At 64.1% G+C, this 22,107-nt stretch carries 16 protein-coding genes; 9 read left to right on the forward strand and 7 right to left on the reverse strand.

Going from position 1 to position 22,107, the window contains the following annotated elements; translation table 11 throughout:
- A partial coding sequence (locus ACP7AX_RS14630) for an extracellular solute-binding protein (protein WP_426227321.1) occupies positions 1 to 424 on the reverse strand: 424 nt, incomplete at its 3' end.
- 333 nt (positions 425 to 757) lie between these two features.
- Here ACP7AX_RS14630 and ACP7AX_RS14635 point away from each other — a divergent pair.
- From ACP7AX_RS14635 to ACP7AX_RS14645, 3 genes are all read left to right on the forward strand, one after another.
- A complete protein-coding gene (locus ACP7AX_RS14635) occupies positions 758 to 1,765 on the forward strand; it encodes a LacI family DNA-binding transcriptional regulator (RefSeq protein ID WP_426227323.1) in 1,008 nt (335 codons plus the stop codon).
- Positions 1,766 to 1,929: 164 nt separating this feature from the next.
- Positions 1,930 to 4,455: a rhamnogalacturonan lyase gene (locus ACP7AX_RS14640; protein ID WP_426227325.1), complete on the forward strand. Its 2,526-nt coding sequence runs from the start codon at positions 1,930 to 1,932 to the stop codon at positions 4,453 to 4,455.
- 139 nt (positions 4,456 to 4,594) lie between these two features.
- On the forward strand, positions 4,595 to 7,756 hold the full coding sequence (locus tag ACP7AX_RS14645) for a hypothetical protein (RefSeq protein WP_426227327.1): 3,162 nt from the start codon (positions 4,595 to 4,597) through the stop codon (positions 7,754 to 7,756).
- A gap of 107 nt (positions 7,757 to 7,863) precedes the next feature.
- On the opposite strand, the gene ACP7AX_RS14650 is transcribed toward ACP7AX_RS14645, so the two are convergent.
- The gene (locus ACP7AX_RS14650; RefSeq protein WP_131684327.1) at positions 7,864 to 8,667 is read right to left on the reverse strand and encodes a serine aminopeptidase domain-containing protein; all 804 of its coding nucleotides are present in this window, start codon (positions 8,665 to 8,667) and stop codon (positions 7,864 to 7,866) included.
- 407 nt (positions 8,668 to 9,074) lie between these two features.
- On the opposite strand from ACP7AX_RS14650, the gene ACP7AX_RS14655 reads away from it, so the two are divergent.
- From ACP7AX_RS14655 to ACP7AX_RS14675, 5 genes are all read left to right on the forward strand, one after another.
- Positions 9,075 to 9,818 (forward strand): ANTAR domain-containing protein, encoded by a 744-nt coding sequence (locus tag ACP7AX_RS14655; RefSeq protein WP_131684277.1) that lies wholly within the window; start codon positions 9,075 to 9,077, stop codon positions 9,816 to 9,818.
- 1 nt (position 9,819) lies between these two features.
- On the forward strand, positions 9,820 to 10,068 hold the full coding sequence (locus tag ACP7AX_RS14660; protein WP_131684276.1) for a hypothetical protein: 249 nt from the start codon (positions 9,820 to 9,822) through the stop codon (positions 10,066 to 10,068).
- Between the two features lie 10 nt (positions 10,069 to 10,078).
- On the forward strand, positions 10,079 to 10,861 hold the full coding sequence (locus ACP7AX_RS14665) for an ANTAR domain-containing protein (RefSeq protein WP_131684275.1): 783 nt from the start codon (positions 10,079 to 10,081) through the stop codon (positions 10,859 to 10,861).
- Between the two features lie 138 nt (positions 10,862 to 10,999).
- Positions 11,000 to 11,743 carry a GAF domain-containing protein gene (locus ACP7AX_RS14670; RefSeq protein ID WP_131684274.1) on the forward strand — a complete coding sequence of 248 codons (744 nt, stop codon included), beginning with the start codon at positions 11,000 to 11,002 and terminating at the stop codon, positions 11,741 to 11,743.
- A complete protein-coding gene (locus tag ACP7AX_RS14675) occupies positions 11,730 to 12,032 on the forward strand; it encodes a hypothetical protein (RefSeq protein WP_131684273.1) in 303 nt (100 codons plus the stop codon). Before ACP7AX_RS14670 ends, ACP7AX_RS14675 begins: the two co-directional genes overlap by 14 nt.
- 119 nt (positions 12,033 to 12,151) lie before the next feature.
- Here the strand turns inward: ACP7AX_RS14675 and ACP7AX_RS14680 are convergent, their stop codons facing one another.
- The 3 genes from ACP7AX_RS14680 to ACP7AX_RS14690 all read right to left on the reverse strand — a co-directional run bounded on the left by ACP7AX_RS14680 (position 12,152) and on the right by ACP7AX_RS14690 (position 15,794).
- Complete coding sequence (locus ACP7AX_RS14680; RefSeq protein WP_426227332.1) at positions 12,152 to 12,973, reverse strand: IclR family transcriptional regulator; 822 nt, start codon at positions 12,971 to 12,973, stop codon at positions 12,152 to 12,154.
- Between the two features lie 101 nt (positions 12,974 to 13,074).
- The gene (locus tag ACP7AX_RS14685) at positions 13,075 to 14,331 is read right to left on the reverse strand and encodes an aminopeptidase P family protein (protein WP_426227334.1); all 1,257 of its coding nucleotides are present in this window, start codon (positions 14,329 to 14,331) and stop codon (positions 13,075 to 13,077) included.
- A 59-nt stretch (positions 14,332 to 14,390) separates the two neighbouring features.
- The gene (locus ACP7AX_RS14690; RefSeq protein ID WP_426227336.1) at positions 14,391 to 15,794 is read right to left on the reverse strand and encodes an MFS transporter; all 1,404 of its coding nucleotides are present in this window, start codon (positions 15,792 to 15,794) and stop codon (positions 14,391 to 14,393) included.
- A 365-nt stretch (positions 15,795 to 16,159) separates the two neighbouring features.
- Between ACP7AX_RS14690 and ACP7AX_RS14695 the strand changes: the two genes are divergently transcribed.
- Positions 16,160 to 18,499 (forward strand): FdhF/YdeP family oxidoreductase, encoded by a 2,340-nt coding sequence (locus tag ACP7AX_RS14695; RefSeq protein WP_426227338.1) that lies wholly within the window; start codon positions 16,160 to 16,162, stop codon positions 18,497 to 18,499.
- Here ACP7AX_RS14695 and ACP7AX_RS14700 read toward each other — a convergent pair.
- Both ACP7AX_RS14700 and ACP7AX_RS14705 read right to left on the reverse strand, forming a co-directional pair.
- On the reverse strand, positions 18,444 to 20,135 hold the full coding sequence (locus tag ACP7AX_RS14700) for an alkaline phosphatase D family protein (protein ID WP_426227340.1): 1,692 nt from the start codon (positions 20,133 to 20,135) through the stop codon (positions 18,444 to 18,446). The two genes, ACP7AX_RS14695 and ACP7AX_RS14700, sit on opposite strands and share 56 nt — an antisense overlap.
- A gap of 353 nt (positions 20,136 to 20,488) precedes the next feature.
- Positions 20,489 to 22,099, reverse strand: coding sequence for a DUF222 domain-containing protein (locus tag ACP7AX_RS14705; protein ID WP_426227342.1), 1,611 nt, complete (start codon positions 22,097 to 22,099; stop codon positions 20,489 to 20,491).
- Between the last annotated feature and the right edge of the window lie 8 nt (positions 22,100 to 22,107).

Below are 22,107 nucleotides of genomic sequence, written 5' to 3' on the forward strand. Positions count from 1 at the left end.
TGATCTGGCCGGAAGGCAGCAGCGATTTCTCGAAGGCGTCCGTGTTGATCTTGACTGTACCCAGGTCCAGGAGCTGGTTGCGCTGGCCGTAGTCACGGAGGTAGGAGAGGTCCCACTGCATGACGTCCGGGAGACCGCCGCCGGCAGCCTCGGTGGCCCGCTTCTGCCAGTAGCCGGCAAAGTCGGTGAAGTTGCCGTTGACCTTGATGTCTTTGTTCTTGGCCTCGAAGAGCTCAATGGCCTTCCGCGTCCGGGTAGCGCGGTCATCGTTGCCCCACCAGGTGTAGTTAAGGGTGACCGGGTTCTCCGCCGATCCCGTGGCTCCGCCGCTGGTGGAGCTGGACCCGGTTCCACATGCCGCCAAAGCCGCCGCAGATGCCGTGCCGACAGCCACCGTGGTGAGGAAATTTCTTCTGTTGATCATGAGAGCCTCCTTGCTCGAGTACGTAAATTTGGGCGGCCCGACTGCCGGGCGTTTTTCAAGTGCTGGAGCATTCGCAAGCGAAACCTGGTGCTCTCGCACCGGCACTCTCCAAAGTTCTGCCGTGACCGGTCACGTGGTTTAAGCCGTGACCGGTCACGTAATAGTAAATAGGCCCCGTGGCAATGTCAATGATGCCGAAGAGGGGTTGCTGCAGAGCGTGCACCCAACCGGAAACGTGCCCGACTATAGTTTGCTCATGTGCAATTTCCGGCCGGCTGAGCAGCGATGGGCCTCAATGCAGCCGCTTCGCCACAAATTCATCGCGGGCAATCCGTGACCGCGCCTGCGGTGGGCGGCACGCCGCCGAGCCGGGTGACAATCCGCGATGTTGCCCGTGCCGCCGGCGTATCGCGCCAGACGGTCACCCGAGCGATCAATGAGATGCCCGAGATCAGTGAGGCTACGCGGCAGCGCGTCATGCGCACTGTTGAGGAACTTGGGTACCGGCCAAACCGCTTCGCCATCGATCTCTCCCGGCAAAGGACCCACGCGGTCGGCCTGATCGTACGGACGTTCCTCAACCCTTACTACGCACAGCTTGCCGACGCTTTCATCACTGAACTTCGGCGTCGCGACTGGCAGGTTGTTGTTGGCACCGCTGAGCAGGGCGAGGCCGAAGCGGTCCGATCAATGGCATCGCAAGCCGATGCCATTATCGGCTACTTCGTCAGGCCGCAGGAGGAGTTTGCAGCGGCAGCAAGGGGCGTTCCCATTGTCCAGCTCGAACAGCGGGCAACGATACCCGGGGTGCATTCGGTAGAACTCGACTTCCGGACGGGCATCACCGATCTGGTCGCCGGACTCAGGGCAAAAGGTGCCCGGCGTTTCGCAATGATTGATGCCGCAATAACAAACTCCGAGGGAGTCACCGCCGGGTCACCGCGCCGCAGCTTCTTCGAGGAAGCAGTCGGAGCACCGTGCCTGGTGGTCACCGAACCCGAAACGATCGCCGGAGGCGCGAACGGCTTCAAGAGGCTGCTGGCTGAGGATCCTGAAATCGACACAGTCCTTGCGTTCAACGACCTCATGGCGATGGGAGCTGTGCAGGGAGCGCATACTTTGGGAGTTGACGTGCCCGGGACGGTCCGGATCGTCGGGATCGACGGAATCGCCCTGGGCGAAGCGATCAGCCCTACCCTCACCACCCTGTCCCTGGAGACTCACGCTGTAGCGGCCGAAGCGGCTTCCATCCTTGCTGAACTCTTTGCCAGCGAGCCCATGCCATCGGCGTCAATCACGCGCGCCGTCACACCCGCGGTCCTCTGGCGGGAATCCGCCTGACCCGAAGGGTCTCCAGAATCTTTCGTTGACACAGACAGCAAACCTACTTAGTGTTTTCCGTGACCGGTCACGGTCTCCGAATGTGTGACCCGTCACGGCACCGAGCGCCGCATGGCCAGAAATCGCCGTCCCGACTACGACGTGATCCAGAAAAGGATTCAACGATGAATCGTGCACGAAAACTGATCCCTGCGTTGCTGACGGCGGGGGTGATGCTCGCCGGAGTGGCACTGCCTGCCGTCCCCTCGAACTCCTCCCCCGCCGTCGGACCCGTATCCGATGCCCGTGGACACAAAGCCGACGCACCATTCCAACTTGAGCAGCTTGATCGCGGCCTGGTAGCTGTAAGCACTGACGAGGGGGTCTTCCTGAGCTGGCGCCTGCTGGGCTCGGAGGCAACGGGCGCCACGGCGACCGGCCTTGCCGGTCCCGATTTCACCGTTTACCGCGACGGCCAGGCAATCGCGACCGTAACCGACAGCACCAACTTTGCGGACCTTGAGGGAACACCGACTTCCAGCTACACCGTCGCCGCGGTGGTGAGCGGCGTCGAACTGGAGGCCAGTGCCCCGGTTACTGCGTGGCAAAACGGCTACCACGACGTGCCGCTGAAGAAGCCCGCCGACGGTGTCACGCCCACTGGCGAGGCATTCACCTACCACGCCTTTGATGCCTCACCAGCTGACGTCGACGGCGACGGCGCCTACGAGCTCGTTGTGCTTTGGAACCCCTCGAACCAGAAGGACGTATCGCAGAAGGGCTACACCGGCACTGTCTACGTCGATACCTACGAGCTCGACGGAACGCTCCTCAACCGCCTCGACCTCGGCCCGAACATCCGGGCAGGCCAGCACTACACGCAGTTCATGGTCTACGACTTCGACGGCGACGGCCGTTCCGAAACCATGCTGAAGACCGCTCCCGGCACGAAGTCCACCGGCTACAACGCCGACGGCTCCGTCGCAAACGAGGGCTACGTGACGATGCCCAAGTCCGATCTTGACGCGGGATATGCCCACACCGATGATTACCGGCTCAGCGCAGACGGTTACCACGCGCACCTGGTGTCGATGCTGCAGGGCTGGAGCGAGCATCCTGAGGTGAAGGCCGGAAACTGGCCAGCCACCGTTGAGGAGTCGCTCGGCATTCCGGTGACCCACGAATACCCGCTCTCCGAGCAGAGCGCCGTGGAACTGGCCGACTACTTCATCGACGTGTACGCGCCTTCCCGCAGCCCGAGAAACCTGCTGCGTCAGTTTGAGGGCTTCATCCTCGACGGCCCCGAGTACCTGACCGTGTTCGACAGCGCCTCGGGCAAGGAATTGCAGACCATCCCGTACAAGCCGGGCCGCGGTGACGACGGCCTGTTGTGGGGTGACTACGCATACGGCGTCATCGAGCCGGGCAACCGGGTGGACCGCTTCATCGCCGGTGTCGCCTACCTGGACGGCAAGCGCCCATCGGCTGTCTTCGCCCGCGGATACTACACGCGCATGACGATGGTGACGTACGACTGGGACGGCAAATCGCTGAAGGAGCGCTGGTTCGTCGACAGTGGCCACGTGCCCCTGACCAATCCGTTCAAGGACACCCCGCACGGCCGGGAAGGGACCGATCCGGAGTGGGGCACCATGTCTTCCCAGGGCTTCCACTCGCTCAGTGCGGCAGACGTCGACGGCGACGGAAAGCACGAAATCGTCTACGGCTCCGCCACACTGGATGACGACGGCAGCGTTCTGTACAGCTCCTACGCCACGCTTCCCGAAGGAAGCGCCGCGCCGGGAACACTGGCGAAACTCGGCCACGGTGACGGCATGTACGTGACGGACATCGATCCAAGCCGGCCCGGACTGGAGATCTTCTCGGTACATGAGAGTGCGAAAAACGCCCCCTACGGTGCCGCCATGCGCGACGCTGCAACGGGTGAGGTGCTGTTCGGTGCGTATTCCGGCAAGGACACCGGTAACGGCCTGGTGGGCGATGTTCGGACAGACGTACCCGGCCTCGAGGTATGGGCGTCGATGCCAGCGGGTACCACCGCCAGCGGTTTGCTCAGCGCAAAGGGCGAGATCCTCTCGGCCAAGAAGCCGGATCTGGTGGATGCCACCATTCATTTCGCCGCTGAGCCCACCACCCAGACGATCTCAGGAGACCGGGACGGTGCCAAACGCATTGTCGACTGGGAGCGGGGCACCCTGCTGACCGAAGAGGACACCGCAGGCAATCCGCCGCTCGTCGCTGACATCCTTGGCGACTGGCGCGAAGAGCTTCTCATCCGCACCGAAGACTCAACGAAGATGCGCATCTACACGAGTACCGAGGTAACAACCCACAAGCTCACTACCTTGATGCACGACAAGCAGTACCGCGCCGAGATCGCCCGCCAGAACACCGTCTACAACTATCCCACCCAGGTTGGCTTCTACCTCGCGAGCGACACCGATTGGTCGACCGTACCAATCCTCACGTCGCCGGTAACGCCGAAGGAACCCAAGTTCATTGACGCGAGCGGCCTGATTGTGGTGCCGCCGAGCAAGGATGTCGACTACTACATCAACGGTGAGAAGGTGTCAGCCGGTGGGCATAAGGCACCAGGCACAGCGGTGACAGTTGCGGCGGTTCCCAAGCCGTACTTCGCAGTTGCCGACGGTGCGGACGCTACCTGGACCCACAACTTCGGCCAGCGCTAAATACCAAGCACCATCCCCTCAATACAACCGCTCCGAACGCCGCCACCTCCTTGCCGGCGTTCGGAGCGGTCCCCCCAATAATGGAGATCACATGAGTGTGAAACGAAAAAGCAGAATTGGCAGGTCAGGCAGCGCAGTCTTGACTGCTGTCGCCCTGGGTGCCGCGTTCATTTCAGTCCCGGCTGCGACGTATGCGGCAGAGCCTGCCCTGAAGTTCGATTTCGGCGGGCCCACCTCGCCGGTCGAGGCGGGCTGGACCCAGGTGGCAGCGGGTAGTAAATACTCGTCCTCGGCCGGCTACGGATTCCTCTCGGGCGGAACAAGCTTCCGAGACCGCACCGGCACGGGCACGTCAATGGAGCGCGACTTTGTCAACGGTGCGTGGGAGTTCGCTGTCGACCTGCCCAACGGAACGTATGAGGTGACAACGTGGAGCGGTGACCTGACCACCGGCAACACGACCGACTTCACCGTCGAGGGCGTGAAGTACACGAGCAAGACCGCCCTCGGCGCCCTGGACAAGCACGTGACCACCGTCCAGGTCTCCGACGGCCGGTTGAACGTACTTGGAGCACGTGACGGACGGATCAACGGCCTGCTGGTGCAGGCACCCGTTGCCGTCCCGGCTTCACTGACCTCCGCTGTCGATACCTCGGAGAACCCGAGCGTCTCCTTGACGTGGGGCGCGGTGGACGGCGCGACGAGCTACGAGATCTACCGCTCGACCGAGACGACCCCACTTGAATCAGTGGGAACGACGACCGAGCCGCTCTACCTCGATGAGAACGTGGAGGTCGGTGAGCCCTACAGTTATGCGGTTCGCGCGATTTCCGGTGAACGCCAGTCGGAACGGAGCGAAGCCCTCGCTGTGCAGGTGATCGACGCCGGCGTTTCGGCGCCGGCGGCACCCACCGGCCTCGCGGTCCCCTCGATTGCGGAACGCGAGCTCACGATGAGTTGGGACGATGACGACGCCGTGCAGCGGTGGCGCATCTACCGGACCACCCGCGAAGACATCCCGTTCACGCTTGTGGGAACCACCACCGAGCCGACGTGGACGGACTCTGACGTCCTGACCACCCGCCCGTACCTTTACCGCATCGTGGCCGTGAACAGCGGCGGCTACTCGGCCCCCTCAGCGACGCTGAGCACCGCGGTAACCACCACGCTCGTCCGCGACATGGAGTTTCTCGACCGTGCTCCCGTCGGTGTCGTAGTCGACGGCGGCGTCTACCTCGGCTGGCGTCTCCTCGGCGGAGATGACCGGCAGCTCGGATTCAACATCTACCGCGACGACGTGCGGATCACGCCGGAACCCATAACCGGTGCGACAAACTTTGTCGACCCCCAGGGCACTGCCGATTCGCGCTACGTCGTGACCGCGATTGACGGCGACCGGGAGATCTCGGTCACCGAGGAGTTCCAGCCGCGGGCGGAGCAGTACCTTGACATCCCGATCAAGTCGCCGGGCGAAGGCTACCGCGCTGCCGACGCGAGCGTCGGCGACCTCGACGGCGACGGCACTTACGAGATCGTGTTCTCCTGGAACCCGGCCAACTTCCCGGACAACTCGGTCGCCGGTTTCACGCAGAGCCAGTACCTCGACGCCTACAAGCTCGACGGCACGCAGCTCTGGCGCATCGACCTGGGCCGCAACATCCGCGCGGGCGCTCACTACACGCAATTCCAGGTCTTCGACTACGACAGCGACGGACGGGCCGAGATTTCCTTCAAGACGTCCGACGGCGTCGTCGACGGCACCGGGCATGTACTGGGTGACCCGAACGCCGATCACCGCGATGCAACTGGCCGCGTCCTCTCCGGACCGGAGTGGCTCTCGGTCTTCGACGGCCTCACCGGCGCCGAAATCGACACCGTGGAGTTCATTCCGCAGCGCGGCAATGTGGCTGACTGGGGCGACGCCTACGGCAACCGCGTGGACCGCTTCCTCGGCGCGACGGCGTACCTGGACGGCGTGCACCCAAGCCTCATCATGAGCCGCGGCTACTACACCCGCACCGTCATCGGTGCATGGGACCTGGTGGACGGCAAACTGCAGTCGCGGTGGGTCTTCGACAGCAACGACTGGGGCAAGGAGTACGAAGGCCAGGGCAATCACAACCTCGCCGCTGCCGACGTCGACCGCGATGGCCAGGACGAGATCGTCTTCGGCGCGATGACCATCGACGACAACGGAAAGCCCCTGTACAACTCACGTCTGTATCACGGTGACGCCCTGCATGTAGCGGACCACGATCCGGCACGCCCCGGCCTGGAGATCTTTGGGGCCCTCGAGGACATCCCGCACAACGGTGGCATCGGTTCGGCGTTGAGGGACGCTGAGACCGGCGAGGTGCTCTACTCGACGCCGGCCTCCGAAGACACCGGACGCGCCTCCGCGGGCGACATCGACCCGAACTACCCGGGCAATGAAACCTGGGCCATCGGCGGCGACGTCTACAACTCCCCCACCGGCACCATGAAATCCGCGGCAGGCGAACTGATCTCCACGGCGATCCCGCCAGCACTGTTCACCTCGTGGTGGGACGGTGACCTCCTCCGCGAGATACCCGATGTGACCGAGTTCAACACAACAACGCAGCGCGGCATCCCTGTGATCCGCAAGTGGAATACGGAGACCAAGACCACCGACATCATCCTGCGGGACGACGAACTGTGGTCGGTCGACGGCACCAAGGCGGCTCCCATGATCCAGGCGGACCTTCTCGGGGACTGGCGCGAGGAGCTGGTTTGGCCGCTTCAGGATTACAGCGCGATGCGCCTGTACACGACCGTCGACGTCACCGAAACGCGGCTGCCGACGCTCATGCATGACTCCCAGTACCGGACCGGTGTGGCATGGCAGAACACGTCCTACAACCAGCCCCCGTGGCCGAGCTTCTTCCTCGGCACGGACATGGCAGCACCGCCGGTAGCGAGCATCAAGTACGTCGACGGGGAGCGGTTGACGGCAGAAACGTACTACCCGAAACCGACCTCCACACCAGAACCCGCTCAGAAAAAGGCGCTCACTGAGCTCAATGAAATCGACTTCGGGCTGGGTAGCAAGAAGTTCCCCCGCGGCTCATCCCAGGTGACCCTGACCAATCTCGAGCCTGGCCAATGGGTTTACGTGTACTTCAACGAGGGCGGCCTCGGCTGGTACCAAGCATTGGAGGATGGCACGGTACCGGTGACGACGCCGGAAGGAACGCGACCCGGAGACAACCGGTTCGTCCTCTTCAACGCAGGCGGCGATCTCCGTGGATGGGACCGCCTGGAGGTCACGGGTCCGCGGTAAGGAAGGCTAATCCCAAGCAGCCGGCCGGTCCGGCCACAACAACCTTGACGGACGGCTGAGAAAGACCCGGAGACCACGTCTCCGGGTCTTTCTGTTTGCCGCGAAACCTAGCCCAGAAGCGACCGGACCAGCTCACGGCACGTCCGGTAGGCCGGCATTTTCGGATCAATGAGGGCGTAGTGATCGCCCGGGACCATAACTAACTTTGTATCCATCCGGGCACCCGCAGCGGCGTTGACATATGACTCGGACTGGCTCAGCGGAACGGTGTCGTCATCGGACCCATGAACGGCGTAGACCGGCACGGGCAGCGGAAGGGCGGTCATGGGGTCCGTGTATTTGTAACGGAGCGGATATTTCGACGACGATCCGCCCAGCAGGTTGCTCACGGCACCGTTGCTGAGGTTCAGCTGCTCTGCCCCGGCGAGGTTGAGCAGTCCCGACTGGCTGACCACACCTGTCAGGTGCACCGCCGAGCCGTCCGATTTCCGCAGGAGCTGGCGGTCGACATCGGGAATTCCCAGCTGGGCGAGCTTGCCCCTGCCCGCCGCCCAGGCAGCCAGATGCCCGCCGGCCGAATGGCCCAGAGCCACGACCGGGCCAAGGTTCAAAGCGTGCGTGGCCGCGAGATCGCCGAGTTTATCAATACCGGCAAGAACGTCCGCGAACGTGTTCGGCCAACCGCCGCCGTTTCCGGCCCGGCGGTATTCAAGGTTCCAGGCGGCCATGCCGTGCGCGGCCAGGTCCTTGGCGAGCGGCTCCCCCAGCTCTGCCCCGTACTGCGAGCGCCAGTAGCCGCCATGGATCACCACCACCACGCCGCGGTGCTCACCGCCGTCGGGCAGGTCCGGCAGAAAGAGCTCGCCCCACTGGCTCGCGTCCTCGCCGTACTGGTACTTGTGCCGCTTCACTGCATCCCCCTTGGCGCCGCCGCCGGCGGCACCTTCCCGTCCGGCGCCGGACGAACACGCGGCGCCGAGAGTTCCAACGGCCGCCGCGGCGGCCGCGCCAACCAGCGTGCGGAAGACAAACGTCCGACGCCGCAGATCAGCCATGTGCCGAGCCTACAGCGTGCGTATTGGACAAGTTTGCAGACACCATTTCACCCTGCCTGCGGATTCTGCCGCCTGAAGGGAACAGGCGGTCAGCAATGTCTGACGGAACCCCCGCGGGAAGGCCGGTTAAGCGTAATGTCAGTAGTAGGAGATTTCGGGTGGCATGTCACGGTCCGGGGTTGAATATTCGGGCCGCGCGCGCATAGAGCGCACAGCCGCCAGCCGGGGCGATATGACCCGACGTTGCACGGAATTGAGGCCGCATGGCCGCCAACGATCCTCTCCCCACTGCCGAGCAGCTCCAGGATCTTCTGCTGGAGAGCCCCGGGTTCACGGAATTCCTGCTGGGACTCACAGCCATTTCCGCGTCCCTCCTGGGCGGCGAAACACCCCTGCTGTGCGCCATCACCGTGGAACGGGAAGCCGGGCCAGCCACGGTGGCCAGCAGTACCGAGGCGGCGCGGGCCTTGGATGAGCGCCAATACGCCTATGACGACGGCCCCTGCCTGACCGCGCTCCGGCAGCAGCACACGGTCCTGATCCCTGACCTCCAATCCGATGAGCGCTGGGGCTGGTACGCACGGGCTGTTGCGGACGAAGGTATACGGACCGTCCTGGCCGTCCCCATCAAGTCGGACAACGGCTCCCGCTCCGCGCTCAACTGTTATTCCACCCTCGCGGGCACCTTCGATCCCGGAACGGTGGCCGCCGTTGAAGAGCATGCGGCGTCCCTGTCAAGGATTCTTCGTCTTGCGATGCGTGTGCATCCAACAGACGTCTACCCTGAGCATTTGCGGTCCGCTCTGCAGTCGCGGGCAATTGTGGATGCCGCGGTGTCCCTGATCATGGTGCACAACCGCTGCGGACGCGAAGATGCCGTGCGGCTCCTGCATCTTGCCTCGCGCAGCAGCAACCGCCGCCTGCACGACATCGCCCAGGACATCCTGAAGAACACCTCGGACATCCCCGGCATAGCCCCCGGCGGGGAGATCAACAAAAAGGCATGACATGGAAGACGACCGCATTCTGGGGATTCAGCAGCCGGGCGAAGTGCCCGACCCGCGTAACCTCGCCGCAACGTGCTACCGGAACGGGAACCTCAATCTGACCGGATTGTGGACCTACTATTACGGCATCGGCGGAAATGCTGACGAGCTGGTGCTGGACGCCTATCTTCACGAGATGATGGAATTGCCTCGCCTGCAGATGGATCTTATCCACACTGCAATCGAGGAGATCACGGCGGACGGAGCATAAAGGAGCTGCCATGTCGGACAACGTAGAAATCCGCGAAACACCCGCCGGCGGCCTTGAGCAGGCCGGAACGGGACTGCAGGACTTCATGCTCCTCCTCCAGGACCTCGTCCTGGAAAGCTCGGACGTGCGCAATTTCCTGACCGAGATGGCAACGATCATCGCCGGGCGGCTCTCGCGGGATGGGAACCGCATCTCCTGTGGCATCACAGTGGTCAGGCATAAGAGGCCGGCCGCCGTGGCAAGCAGTGACCGCCAGGCGCAAAGCCTGGACGAACTCCAGAACAGCGTTGGCGACGGCCCCTGCCTGACGGCCCTCCGGTCAGCGACCGTGGTCTCTGTGCCGGACACGGGCTCTGACAGCCGCTGGCCCAAGTACCTCCGCGCCGCCAGCAAAGCGAAGATCGGGTCCATCCTTGCCGTTCCGATGCACCTCCAAAACCAGGCGCAGGCCGTAGTGAATCTTTACTCGCCCACAGCGCACGGTTTCTCTCCGGAGGGCACCGATGAAGCGGAAGGCCTCACCGGCATCTCAGCCAAGGCCTTGGACCTCGCACTGAACATCGCACATTTGCGCGATGCCCGCGACGACCTCACGGCGGCAATGAAGTCCCGCACCGTTATTGACACCGCCATTGGCGCCATCATGGCGCAGAACCGGTGCAGCCGTGACGCGGCATTCCAGATCCTGGTCAAAACCTCCAGCCACCGGAACATCAAGCTGAGGGAACTCGCCGCCGCAATAATTTTTTCAATATCGGGCGAGCAGGAAATATCCACCACTTACGCCGAATAGCGCCATGCATGGAATTCGTGCCCGGCGGAGTAGCAGTCCACCACAAGCGATAGTCTTTATCTGAAGTAAATGAACGGTCGATACCGGGTGAAACGGCCCCCGGGGACGGGTCGAGCGGAAATGGCCGGAGGCAAACGTATGATCAGGAAGTATCCCCTGGACGAGCTTTCCTCTGTCATTGGCAGGATCATGGGGCTGCTTCTGACCGAAGAAAAAGTGGACCACGCCGTGCAGCTCCTCTCCCGCGCCGTCAAGGAATCAATCCCGGGAACCATAGGCGCGGGCGTCTCCATCCTCGACTCCCAGGCCCGGCCCGTCAGCTCCGGCTTCACGGACGCGATCGTGGAACGGGCAGACGCCCTCCAGTACCAGTTGGGGCAAGGGCCGTGCCTTACGGCGTGGGCTACCCAGGAAAGCGTGCTTGTGCACGATATTGCTGCAGACCCACGCTGGCCTGGCTGGAGTTCAGCCGTCCGGGACCTGTCCATCCGGTCAGTGATCAGTGCCCCCCTCATCGCGGACGGGCAGGGCATCGGTGCCATGAAGATTTACGCTGCCGGCCCGGGGGCGTTTGAGGATTCCACGGCGGCGCTCATGGAACTTTTTGCCTCGCCGGCGGCAACCCTCCTCTCGCACATCCAGACCGCGGAAATTCCGGAACGCATCAGCGAAAGCCTCCAGGCCGCCCTGTACAGCAGGGACCTGATCAACCGGGCGTGCGGCGTACTCATGGAGCGCCACACACTGACGCAGGATCAGGCGCTTCAGCTCCTCATGCAGGAGACCCGCTTGACCCACAGCACACTCAGGGAGGTAAGCGCCGCAATCCTGGCCGGCGTCACATCCGCCCCGGACAGAGGCAGAAGTGATGGGTTTCGATAGCAGCGAACCCGAGCAACGCAGCAGGCTGCAGGCGGCGTTGTCAGCAGCGCAGATCAGCACGGGTGATCTGTGGCTGTACTATTTCGGCATCGGCGGATCGGTGGGCGAGTACGAGGTTGAGGCGTACCTGCAGGGCCTCCTTTCCCTCCCCGAATTGCAGCGGGACCTGCTGGCTATGGCCGCCAACGAGCTCTTCTCAGGCAAGTCCGGCCACCGTGCCCCCTACTCCGACGAGTTCGGCACCGACAATCCGCCGGCCGATGCCCCGGGGCCCGAGGATCCCGCCTGACGCCCTCTAGCCCGCACCGACGCTCTCTCACTTACTGCAGGTTTCCGCCCGACGCTCTCTCACTGGTGCGAGAGGGTCGCTGCTTTTTCCGCGTTAAGTGAGAGAGGGTTTCACGGGGCTCAGCTTTCGCCGCGCCGGGTCGCCGGCGCATGGCCGCCGAGGCGCGCGGTGACTTTGTCTGCAGCTGCGGCACACGATTCGCCTAGGCTTTGCAGGCGTTCCTGGGAGACCCGGAACCGTGGTGCCGGGATGAGGACGGCTGCAACGACGTCGCCGCGGTGGTCGTAGACCGGGGCAGCAACACCCACCTCATCCAGCGACGACTCCCCGTAGTTAATGGCCCATCCGCGGCTGGAATCTTCCTTCAGGCGGCGCAGGTAGTCCTCGAGGCTGGACTCATCCAGCCCGGGGTAGGCGATCGCGCCGCTGAGCAGGAGGGAACGGACCCGCTCCTCAGGTTCGGTGGCCAGGAACACCTGGACGGAGGAACTCAGGGCATCGTTGTACCGCGCCCCGAGCGGCGCGGTGTGCTTGATCTGGTGACGGCTGGCGATCTGCTCCACGCAGATGGACTCGTTGCCCTCCCACATCATGAGAGCGCTGGTTTCGCCGGTCCGCTCCGTGAGCTCGCGCAGGACAGGGTAGGCAACGCGGCGCTCCTCCAGCTCAGCCAGGAGTGGACCTGCGACGGCGATCAGCCCCAGTCCCAGGCGGAAGCGGCGCGTGTCCGGATCCCGCTCCACGAGGCCTTCCTGTTCGAAGGTTGCCAGTATCCGGGACACCGTACTCTTGTGCATGCCCACCCGATTGGCGATCTCGGTGACCCCCAGCAGCGGTTCGTCCGCCGTGAAGGAGCGCAGGACCGCAATGGCATTGACGATGACGGAGGCACCTTTGGTGTCACTCTTGGCGTTGGTATCACTGGAGTCTGGTGTGGTCATGGTGCTCACTATCATTCCGCATGTCAGCCGAAAGCGATTGTCAGCCGAAAGCGGCGCCGCACTGGGTGCGGCGCCGCCGGCAGCTTTCGCCGTGGAGCGGGTCAGGCTCCGATGATGTTGTATTCAGGACCGAACGGGAACTTGGTGATGTTCTCCGCGCCGTCCTCGCCCACCACCAGGATGTCGTGTTCGCGGTAGCCGCCGGCTCCCGGCTGGCCGTCCAGGACGGTGATCATCGGTTCCATGGAGACCACCATGCCCTGCTCCAGGACGGTGTCGATGTCCTCGCGGAGCTCCAGCCCGGCTTCCCGGCCGTAGTAGTGGCTCAGGACGCCGAAGGAGTGTCCGTAGCCGAACGTCCGGTTGGCGAGCAGCCCGTGGCCAACGTAGATCTCGTTGAGCTCCGCCGCGATGTCCTTGCAGACCGCACCGGGCTTGATGAGTTCCAGGCCACGCTTGTGGACCTCGACGTTGATGTTCCACAGCTCCAGGGAGCGGGCGTCCGGTTCGCCGTAGAACAGGGTGCGTTCCAGGGCGGTGTAGTAACCGGAGGTCATGGGGAAGCAGTTCAGGGACAGGATGTCGTGTTCCTGGATCTTGCGGGTGGTGGCCCAGTTGTGGGCGCCGTCGGTGTTAATGCCGGACTGGAACCACACCCAGGTGTCGCGGATTTCGGAGTTCGGGAAGGTCCGGGCGATCTCGTGGACCATGGCCTCGGTGCCGATCAGGGCCACCTCGTACTCGGTGATCCCGGCGGTGATGGCATTGCGGATGGCTTCGCCGCCCAGGTCGCCGATCCGTGCACCGTGCTTGATGACCTCGATCTCCTCGGCGGACTTGATCATGCGCTGGCGCATCGCCGCCTGGGCCACGTCCACCAGGGTTGCGCCGGCGAAGGCTGCCTGGATCTTGTTGCGGTTGTCCAGCGGCAGCGAGTCATCCTCGACGCCGAGGCGGCGCGGGTTGATGCCGCGGGTGCGGAGGACTTCCTGGATGGCGAAGATGTAGTTGTCGCGGCGCCAGTCCGTGTAGATGATGTTGTCACCGTAGCTGCGGCGCCAAGGCATCCCGGCGTCGATGTTGGCGGTGACGGTGACGTTGTCATCCTTGGTGACCACCATGGCGTAGGAACGGCCGAAGGTGGTGAAGAGGAAGTCGGAGTAGTACTTGATGGAGTGGTAGCTGGTCAGGACGACGGCGTCGAGTTCCTTCTCTGCCATGATGCGGCGGAGGCCGGCGAGACGACGCTCGAACTCGGTGTCTGAGAACGTGAGGCTGACTTTCTCGCCGTTCTTGAGGAACTTGACCCGCTCAAGTTCGGAGACGGACGTTGCGTTCTCGGATGCTGTGGTGGTCATTGTGGTGGTGCCTTTCTTAGTGCAGTTACTTGACGAAGGAAGTGGGGAAAGGTTGTGGGTTATTCGTGGCGCAGCGGTTCTTTGCAGGTTTCCCGGGAAAGCGCGACGGCGATCAGCGAGATGATTGCCGCGCCCACCAGGTACCAGGCCGGAGCCAGATCGTTGGCGGTGGCGGCGATCAGCAGCGTCGCCATAAACGGGGCCGTGCCGCCGAACAGGGCGTTGGAGAGGTTGAAGCTGACCGCAAAGCCGCTGTAACGGACCCTGGTGGGGAACATTTCGGCCAGGAAGCTGGGGAGCGTCCCGTCGTTGAGGGTGAGCATGGCCCCCAGCAGGATCTGGACCAGGACGATGACCAGGAAGTTACCGGTTCCCAGCAGCGCGAACGCGGGCACCGTCAGCACGATGAACGCAATAGAGGCGCTGATAAGCACCTTCTTGCGGCCGTACCGGTCCGAGAGCATCCCGGTGAGGAAGATGAACCCGATGTAGGTGACCAGCGCGATGGTGGTGGCCAGGAATGATTCGGTTTCGCCCAGTCCCAGCTCGGAGGACAGGTAGGTGGGCATGTAGCTGAGGATCACGTAGAACCCAACGGCGTTGAGCAGCACGGCGCCGACGGCCAGCAGCAGTTGCCGCCAGTGGTTCTTGAAAAGGCTGGATACCGGAGCCTTGACGGCCTGGTCCTCCTTCGCCATTTCGCGGAACACCGGGGTGTCTTCGAGCTTGGTCCGGATGTACCGGCCAATCAGTCCCATCGGAGCAGCCAGCAGGAACGGCAGGCGCCATCCCCAGCTCTGCATCGCATCGGACGTGAGCAGGACTGTCAGCAGGCCCGCGATCAGGGAGCCGAGGAGCAGGCCCGCAGCGGTGCTGGCCGGAACCACTGCCGCGTACAGGCCGCGTTTGTTGGCCGGTGCGTATTCGACGAGGAAGGCCGAGGCTCCGGCATATTCGCCGGAGGCCGAGAAGCCCTGGATAACCCTGATGATCAGCAGCAGGACCGGGGCCCAGATACCGATCGTGTCGTAGCCCGGGATCAGTGCGATGCAGAAGGTCGCTCCGGACATGATCAGGATGGACAGAGACAGAGCCGTCCGGCGGCCCACCCTGTCACCAATGTGGCCCCAGACGAATCCGCCGAGCGGGCGGACCAGGAACGAAATGGCGAACAGGGCGAAGGTCAGCAGAAGCCCGGTCTGGGGATCTGATTCGGGGAAAAAGACTGTGGCGATCGTGACGGCCAAATAGCCGTAGACGGCGTAATCAAACCATTCAACGAAGTTGCCGATGAAGCTTGCCGCAATAACCCTGCGGCGGGTTTCCTTGCTGACACCGTTGTCAGCAGGCTCAAAATTCTGGCCGCTCAGCGTGCTGCGGCCGGCCCGGGTACCGCCATGGGTGCCATGCGGCTCCGTGCCGGGTTTTCCCGCAAGAGCGGGAGACGAAGTTTCGTTACTCATGTATCCACCAAGTTGTGTTGGGGTTGCAATCAGCGCAACGCTGTTGCATCAGACTAGGGGTGAGCTGCAACACAGTCAAGACCCATTTCGTAAATATTGGTCTGTATGTGCGGCCTTGCATCGCCGGCCATCGCCAGGTTCGCTCGGACATCGATAGGCTCACGGCTAGTTGCGTGGGAAGGAATCGTGTTGCACAGTGGCAACAGTGGCTGTCCGCACGATCGGAAACGGCGGGGCGCAGTTCTGGCGCGATCTATTGACTCGCCCGGCAGTGACTGACATATTTCGAGCACGCGTCATGCGCACCTTGTTGTGTAATACGCAATCAAGTCCCCCCGTGGTCACGGTCGAGTGAAAGTAGTCCAATGAAGGTCGGTTCAGTGAAGTTCGGCAAGCAGCCCGCCCCCGTGGCGGACATCAACGAGGATGAGCTTGAAGTCCACCAGCCCAAAACCAAGGCTGCTGGCGTCAAGGCTGTGATGGTGGCCCTGGAGCGCGCCGTGGCACAGGCCGGAGTGACCCGCACGGCCCAATCACTGTTGCGGCTGAACCAGCAGGGCGGATTCGACTGCCCCGGCTGTGCTTGGCCGGAATCGGCTACCAAGCGTAAGGTGGCCGAATTCTGCGAGAACGGCGCAAAGGCCGTGGCCGAGGAGAACACCCTTCGGACAGTCGGGGCCGGGTTCTGGGCGAAACACTCCATCGCCGAGCTGGCCGGGAAGACCGAGTACTGGCTGGGCAACCAGGGCCGGCTCAGTGAACCGGTGGTCATCCGCGAGGGCGACACCCACTACTCGCCGATCTCCTGGGCGGAGGCCTTCGCCCTGATCGGCGAGCACATCCGGGCCTCGACGCCGGATCGCTGCGTCTTCTACACCTCCGGCCGCACCGCCAATGAGACGGCCTTTATGTACCAGCTGTTCGCGCGGGCCCTGGGCACCAACAACCTGCCGGACTGCTCCAACATGTGCCATGAGTCCTCGGGCTCGGCGCTGAACCCGACCATCGGCATCGGCAAAGGCACCGTGTCCTTGGAGGACATCCACGATTCGGAGCTCATCTTCGTGGTGGGCCAGAACCCCGGCACCAACCATCCCCGGATGCTCTCAGCCCTGAAGGAATGCAAGGACAAGGGCGGCAAGGTGGTGGCGGTCAACCCGCTCCCCGAGGCCGGGCTGTTCAACTTCAAGGACCCACAGACCGTTTCCGGAGTGGTGGGCGGCGGGACGCCGCTGGCCGACGAGTACCTGCAGATCAAAGTGGGCGGCGACCTGGCGCTGTTCCAGGCACTGGGCCACCTCCTCCTGGCGGAGGAAGAGCGCAACCCGGGCACCGTCGTCGACCGTTCCTTCATTGACGCGCAAACGGACGGGTTCGACGCGTATAGCGTTGCCCGCCGCGAGCTGGACTGGGCTGAGACCGAGAAGGCGACGGGTCTGGCGCGGAAGCAGATCGAGGATGTGGCCGGGATGCTGATCCGGTCCAAGGCCACCATCTTCTGTTGGGCGCTTGGCGTCACGCAGCAGCCGCACTCCGTCGACACCATCAAGGAAATGGTCAACGTCCTGCTTCTGCAGGGGAATTTCGGCAAGACCGGCGCCGGCGCCTGCCCCGTCCGCGGGCACTCCAACGTCCAGGGCGACAGGACAATGGGCATATGGGAGAAGCCCAAGGAGTGGCTCCTTGGGGCTTTGGACACGGAGTTCGGGATCACCTCGCCGCGTCATCACGGCTTTGATGCCGTGGAAGCCATGGAGGCGTTCGAGCGTGACGAGGTGGACGTTTTCGTGTCCATGGGCGGCAACTTCTCGCTCGCCTGCTCTGACACGGCAGCCCTGGAAGCCGGGATGCAGCGGATCGGACTGACCGTACACGTCTCCACCAAGCCGAACCGCTCCCACATTGTGCACGGACGCACCTCGCTTATCCTGCCCACGCTGGGCCGGACGGACAAGGACGACAAGCACCCGAACGGCGCCCAGTTCCTGTCCGTAGAGGACTCCATGTCCGTGGTCCACTCGACCCAGGGCCGGCTGACCCCGGTCTCCGAGCATCTCCTCGCAGAGCCGGTGATCATCGCGCGCATGGCCGATGCCACCTTTGGTGACGGCAGTGCCGTGGATTGGAAGGCCATGGCAGCGGACTACGACGTGGTCAGGGACCACATCTCACGCGTCATCCCGGGCTTCGAGGACTTCAACGCCCGGATCCGGGCCAAGAATGGCTTCGTGCTCCCCAACCCGCCGCGCGACACCCGTTCCTTCAAGACGGACATCGGACGCGGGCGCTTCACGGTCAGCCCGCTGGAATACCTGACGCCACCCGACGGACACCTGGTGCTTCAGACCATTCGCAGCCACGACCAGTACAACACCACGTTTTACGGCCTGGACGACCGCTACCGCGGGATCTCCGGCGGGCGCCGCGTAATCCTGATCCACCCGGAAGACCTGACCGAACTCGGGTTCCAGGACCGGGACTTCGTGGACGTGGTGAGCACCTTCCGCGGCCATGACCGGCAGGCGGACAAGTTCCGGTTGGTGGCCTACCCGACGGCGAAGGGCTGCGCCGCCGCGTACTTCCCCGAGGCCAACGCGCTGGTGCACAAGGAGAACGTGGCCCGGGAATCCAACACCCCTGGATTTAAGGCTATGTTCGTCCGGTTTGTGCCGCACGCTGCTGGGAGTTCCGCGGAGCCACAGTAAGGGATGCTACCCGTTCGAGTGTGGGGTGCATCTCGTCACCGCCGCTGACCACGCCGGTCTGCCACCACAGTTTCAGCCCCTCCGGGGCAACTTCGAGGCAGGCCAGGTTGTTGGTGAACCACGGCCCTTTGACCCCCTTCCAGCGGAAGGGCGGGTCCGGCACCTTCGCTGAGTGTGCCACCAGGGCACCGATCGGCGCGGCCACGCCGTAGGACATGATGGCAGCGAAGGACCTCATCAAGCGGGGCAGGGGGTTGCGGATCGGCGAGCATACGGCCTGCATGATGCGGCTCCCGGCAGCTCGCTCCACCTCCGCGACGTAGGAATAGTGGACGTCCCCGGAGAGGAACATGATGGTTTCCGGGGCGGTGCCGCGTTTGCCGTCGGCGACCTCGGTGACCATGTCCGCCACCTGATGGAAGCTGTCCTGGAAGGCGCCCCAGTGTTCGAGGTCCACCGCTTGGCGGACCTTCTCCCCGGCTCTGGCGGCACGGTTTCCCCATGCGCCTTGGGATATGGCCTCATCCCAGGATTCCACGTAGTGCAGGCCCATTGGCAGCAGGAACGGAAGTGACGTGGCTATGAGCAGGTTTCGGCAATCGCCCCGCATCCGGCCGTTGAGCCAGGCCATTTCATCCTTGTCGAGCAGGGCACGGTTGTCCGGGTCCAGGTTCCTGGCGGCGCGCGAATCCACCACAATCAGCCGGGTATCGCCGATATCCCGGCAGTAGCTCCACCGGTACGATTCCGGTTCCTGGTCAGCCCGGTCCGCGAAAGTATCCAGCGCCGCACTGAGGTCCAGTTCGGTTCCCCCCGTGTGGCCGGCGATCTGCTGCCAGATGGGATCAGCGTCGCGCTCCTGCGGTGACAGGTTTCCCAGGTGCTGGTATACCCAGTACGAGGCCAGCCCCGCGACGATCCGCCCGTGCCACCAGGAGGTGGCCTCCATTTCCTTTTTCCAGCTCAGGGACGTGTTCCAGTCATCGCGGATGTCGTGGTCATCAAAGATCATTGCACTGGGCAGGGTGGACAGCAGCCACCTGTTCGCCGGGTCGGACCAGGCCAGGAAGTAAAGGTGGGCGTATTCCTCGTAGTCCTTGAGCTCCTCCCCCGGCGGCGCATCAATATCCCGCCGGGCCCGAATGAACTCCTGCATCTGTTCGCTGGTCAGGTCGGCGTATACCTGATCCCCGAGAAAGGCCACCAGATCCGGCCACGGGAGCTCATCGCCGGAGGCCATCCCCAGGGCGAAGGCGCGGAGTGAATCGACCCCGTGGGTCCGGTTACCGGATTCGTCGTGCGGCACACTGGTGCGGCAGGAGCCGTAGGCCATGCGCAGCGGTTTGCCCGGCTTGAGCGCCGCGATTACCGGCGGCGGAAACTCGGATGCGGATTCGGGCCAACACTGAGTCCCGTCGATTTCTAAGGTGTAGGGCAGTACGGTACCCGGCTCCAGCCCGCCCGCCTCCACCAAGGCGTAGTGATGACCGTGCACGGCGAAGGTGCGGGCCGCCCAGCTCCGGTGGCCGGCCCTGACTGTGACGTGGGAGTCGCTGCGGGTTTCCACCCAAATACTGGCTGAGGTCTCATCGACGTATCTCATCATGGGGCCAAGGACCAGGGGCGACGTCGTCATGACTTAGTTCTACCCCGTTCCGGCCCCCGGCAACCATGGGCAGCATCAAAGTACATCACGGGTAGCGCCATCGTGTGGGGATTCCACACCAGAACCTGTAAGGCACCGGCAAATGCGTAGCCCCGCTACGAGCAGCGATCCCGCCACTCCTGCCCATGCTGCTGAGCGCTGTCCCGCTATTTCCCTATGCCCCATATCCGCAGCCCAGCGTCCATCTTTCTATGACGGAGCTATCTTTCGATGACTGATCCAAGGACCATTAGGTCCGGGATGACGCCTTGGTCGGCACGGCTTCCGGGCGTGGCGATTCCGTCTCTGATGGTCCTAGCCGGGGAGTCGGGGCTCTGCCTGTTCTAGACGGCGGCGTGGAGGAACCGTTCGATACCGTCTTCTCCGAGGGAGATGCCGGTGTGGATGAGGTCAGGGTGTCCGGGACCGGGTGTGGGTTTTTGTTGTGTTTGGGGTTGTGGGGGCCAGTGGGGTGGTTCCCAGTCGTGGGGTTCGGCTGTGTAATGCCTGCCGGTGGGTGAGGTCCAGCCGGGGGATTGGTTTCTGGCGGCGGCGGTGGGTGTCCAGCCGCTGCCGTGTTTGAGCTGATGGTGTTTGGGACAGAGCTGCGAAATGTTGCTGATGCCGGTGGTTCCGCCGTGGGCCCAGGCGGTGAGGTGGTCGGTGTCGTTGTCCAGGGACTGGTTGTTGCAGCCGGGGAAGGTGCATCTGCCGTCGCGGAGGTGAAGGGCGTGTTTCATGGCTTTGGTGAGCCGGTAGCTGGTCCGGCCGATCTCCAGCGGTGCCCCGTAGCGGGGGTCAACGAGGACCCGGTAGAAGGACTCGGCCCCGTTGGCGACCAGTTCCCTGGCCATCGAGGCCGGGATCGGCCCGTACCCGTCGAGCATCGCGGGTTCATCGGTGGCACCGAGCAGGGCGAACACCGACACCGTGACCAGGACCTGCGCCCGCGGGGTGGGGACCCTGCCCGGATCATGGCCTTCCCCGGCGCCGGACTCTTCCCAGGTGCCGGACACTTTCCCGGTGGTGTGCGGGGTGCCGGTGGTGTGCGGGGTGCCGGTGGTCAGGAGTGCGGCGGCGAACGTGTCGGCGCGGAGTTGGGTGAGGGTGCGGGATTCCCCGGGGCCCTGCAGGCCGCGGGAGATGGCGGTGGTCCGGTTCCAGATCGCTGCGGCCTGGTGGGCCGGGAGATGGGCGGAGATCCAGGCCATCCCGTCCTGGTCCGGGGTGTATTCGACCCTGCGGTCCAGGACGGCCTTGGCGTGGCGTTCCTCGATGCTCTCGGTGTGGTGGCGTTCGCGCCAGGTCCGGGCCTTGGACCGGAACCGGAACGCCGGCATTTGTCCTGCAGGGCAGGCCCGGGCCCGGTCCGGGGTGTCCGGGCCGGGGTCCAGGAAGTGCGCTTCCAGCCCGGCAGCACCATCGGGGTCGAGGGTGGCGGCTTCGTCCACCATGACCCGGGCGTGCTGCCAGGAGATGGTCCCGGCCTGGAGGGCGGCCAGGGTCAGCGGCAGGGCGGTGGTGAGCATCTGTGCCTGGCCCAGCAGGGCACCGGCGGCACGCTCGCCGATGGTCAGGACGCAGGCGATTTCTGCCCGGACCGCCATTTCCTGCCCTGCAGCGTCCCCGGGCGCGGTGCTGGGACCGGCGATCAACGCCGCGGTTTCCACGTATTTCGCCGCGGCGAGGGCCTTCACGGCGGCCAACCTGGGCTCCGATCCCGCGATCCCGGCGAGGATCTCCAGGCAATCCTCGGCCAGGCAAGCCGCCGGATCAGCACCGGATTCCGAGCCGGAAGCCGGCCCGGAATCAGCACCGGAATCCGTCCCGGCATCCGCAAGGGAATCCGCCCCGGAATCCGCTCCCACACGGGCCTCGGTGACCACGGCGGCAAGCACAGCGAAACCGGCATTGATCGCCGCCAAAGCCTCCGCCACCACCGCGCTTGTTCCCATGAATTCAT

The organism is Pseudarthrobacter sp. DSP2-3-2b1, assembly GCF_049895945.1.
Classification (GTDB): domain Bacteria; phylum Actinomycetota; class Actinomycetes; order Actinomycetales; family Micrococcaceae; genus Arthrobacter.

What these genes read in the sequence shown, in the direction of transcription:
- ACP7AX_RS14640 (WP_426227325.1), top strand. Translation starts at nt 1,930, where the DNA reads ATGAATCGTGCACGAAAACTGATCCCTGCGTTGCTGACGGCGGGGGTG.
- ACP7AX_RS14655 (WP_131684277.1), top strand. Translation starts at nt 9,075, where the DNA reads ATGGCCGCCAACGATCCTCTCCCCACTGCCGAGCAGCTCCAGGATCTT.
- ACP7AX_RS14660 (WP_131684276.1), top strand. Translation starts at nt 9,820, where the DNA reads ATGGAAGACGACCGCATTCTGGGGATTCAGCAGCCGGGCGAAGTGCCC.
- ACP7AX_RS14665 (WP_131684275.1), top strand. Translation starts at nt 10,079, where the DNA reads ATGTCGGACAACGTAGAAATCCGCGAAACACCCGCCGGCGGCCTTGAG.
- ACP7AX_RS14670 (WP_131684274.1), top strand. Translation starts at nt 11,000, where the DNA reads ATGATCAGGAAGTATCCCCTGGACGAGCTTTCCTCTGTCATTGGCAGG.
- ACP7AX_RS14675 (WP_131684273.1), top strand. Translation starts at nt 11,730, where the DNA reads ATGGGTTTCGATAGCAGCGAACCCGAGCAACGCAGCAGGCTGCAGGCG.
- ACP7AX_RS14680 (WP_426227332.1), bottom strand. Translation starts at nt 12,973, where the DNA reads ATGACCACACCAGACTCCAGTGATACCAACGCCAAGAGTGACACCAAA.
- ACP7AX_RS14685 (WP_426227334.1), bottom strand. Translation starts at nt 14,331, where the DNA reads ATGACCACCACAGCATCCGAGAACGCAACGTCCGTCTCCGAACTTGAG.
- ACP7AX_RS14690 (WP_426227336.1), bottom strand. Translation starts at nt 15,794, where the DNA reads ATGAGTAACGAAACTTCGTCTCCCGCTCTTGCGGGAAAACCCGGCACG.
- ACP7AX_RS14695 (WP_426227338.1), top strand. Translation starts at nt 16,160, where the DNA reads ATGAAGGTCGGTTCAGTGAAGTTCGGCAAGCAGCCCGCCCCCGTGGCG.
- ACP7AX_RS14700 (WP_426227340.1), bottom strand. Translation starts at nt 20,135, where the DNA reads ATGACGACGTCGCCCCTGGTCCTTGGCCCCATGATGAGATACGTCGAT.
- ACP7AX_RS14705 (WP_426227342.1), bottom strand. Translation starts at nt 22,099, where the DNA reads ATGGGAACAAGCGCGGTGGTGGCGGAGGCTTTGGCGGCGATCAATGCC.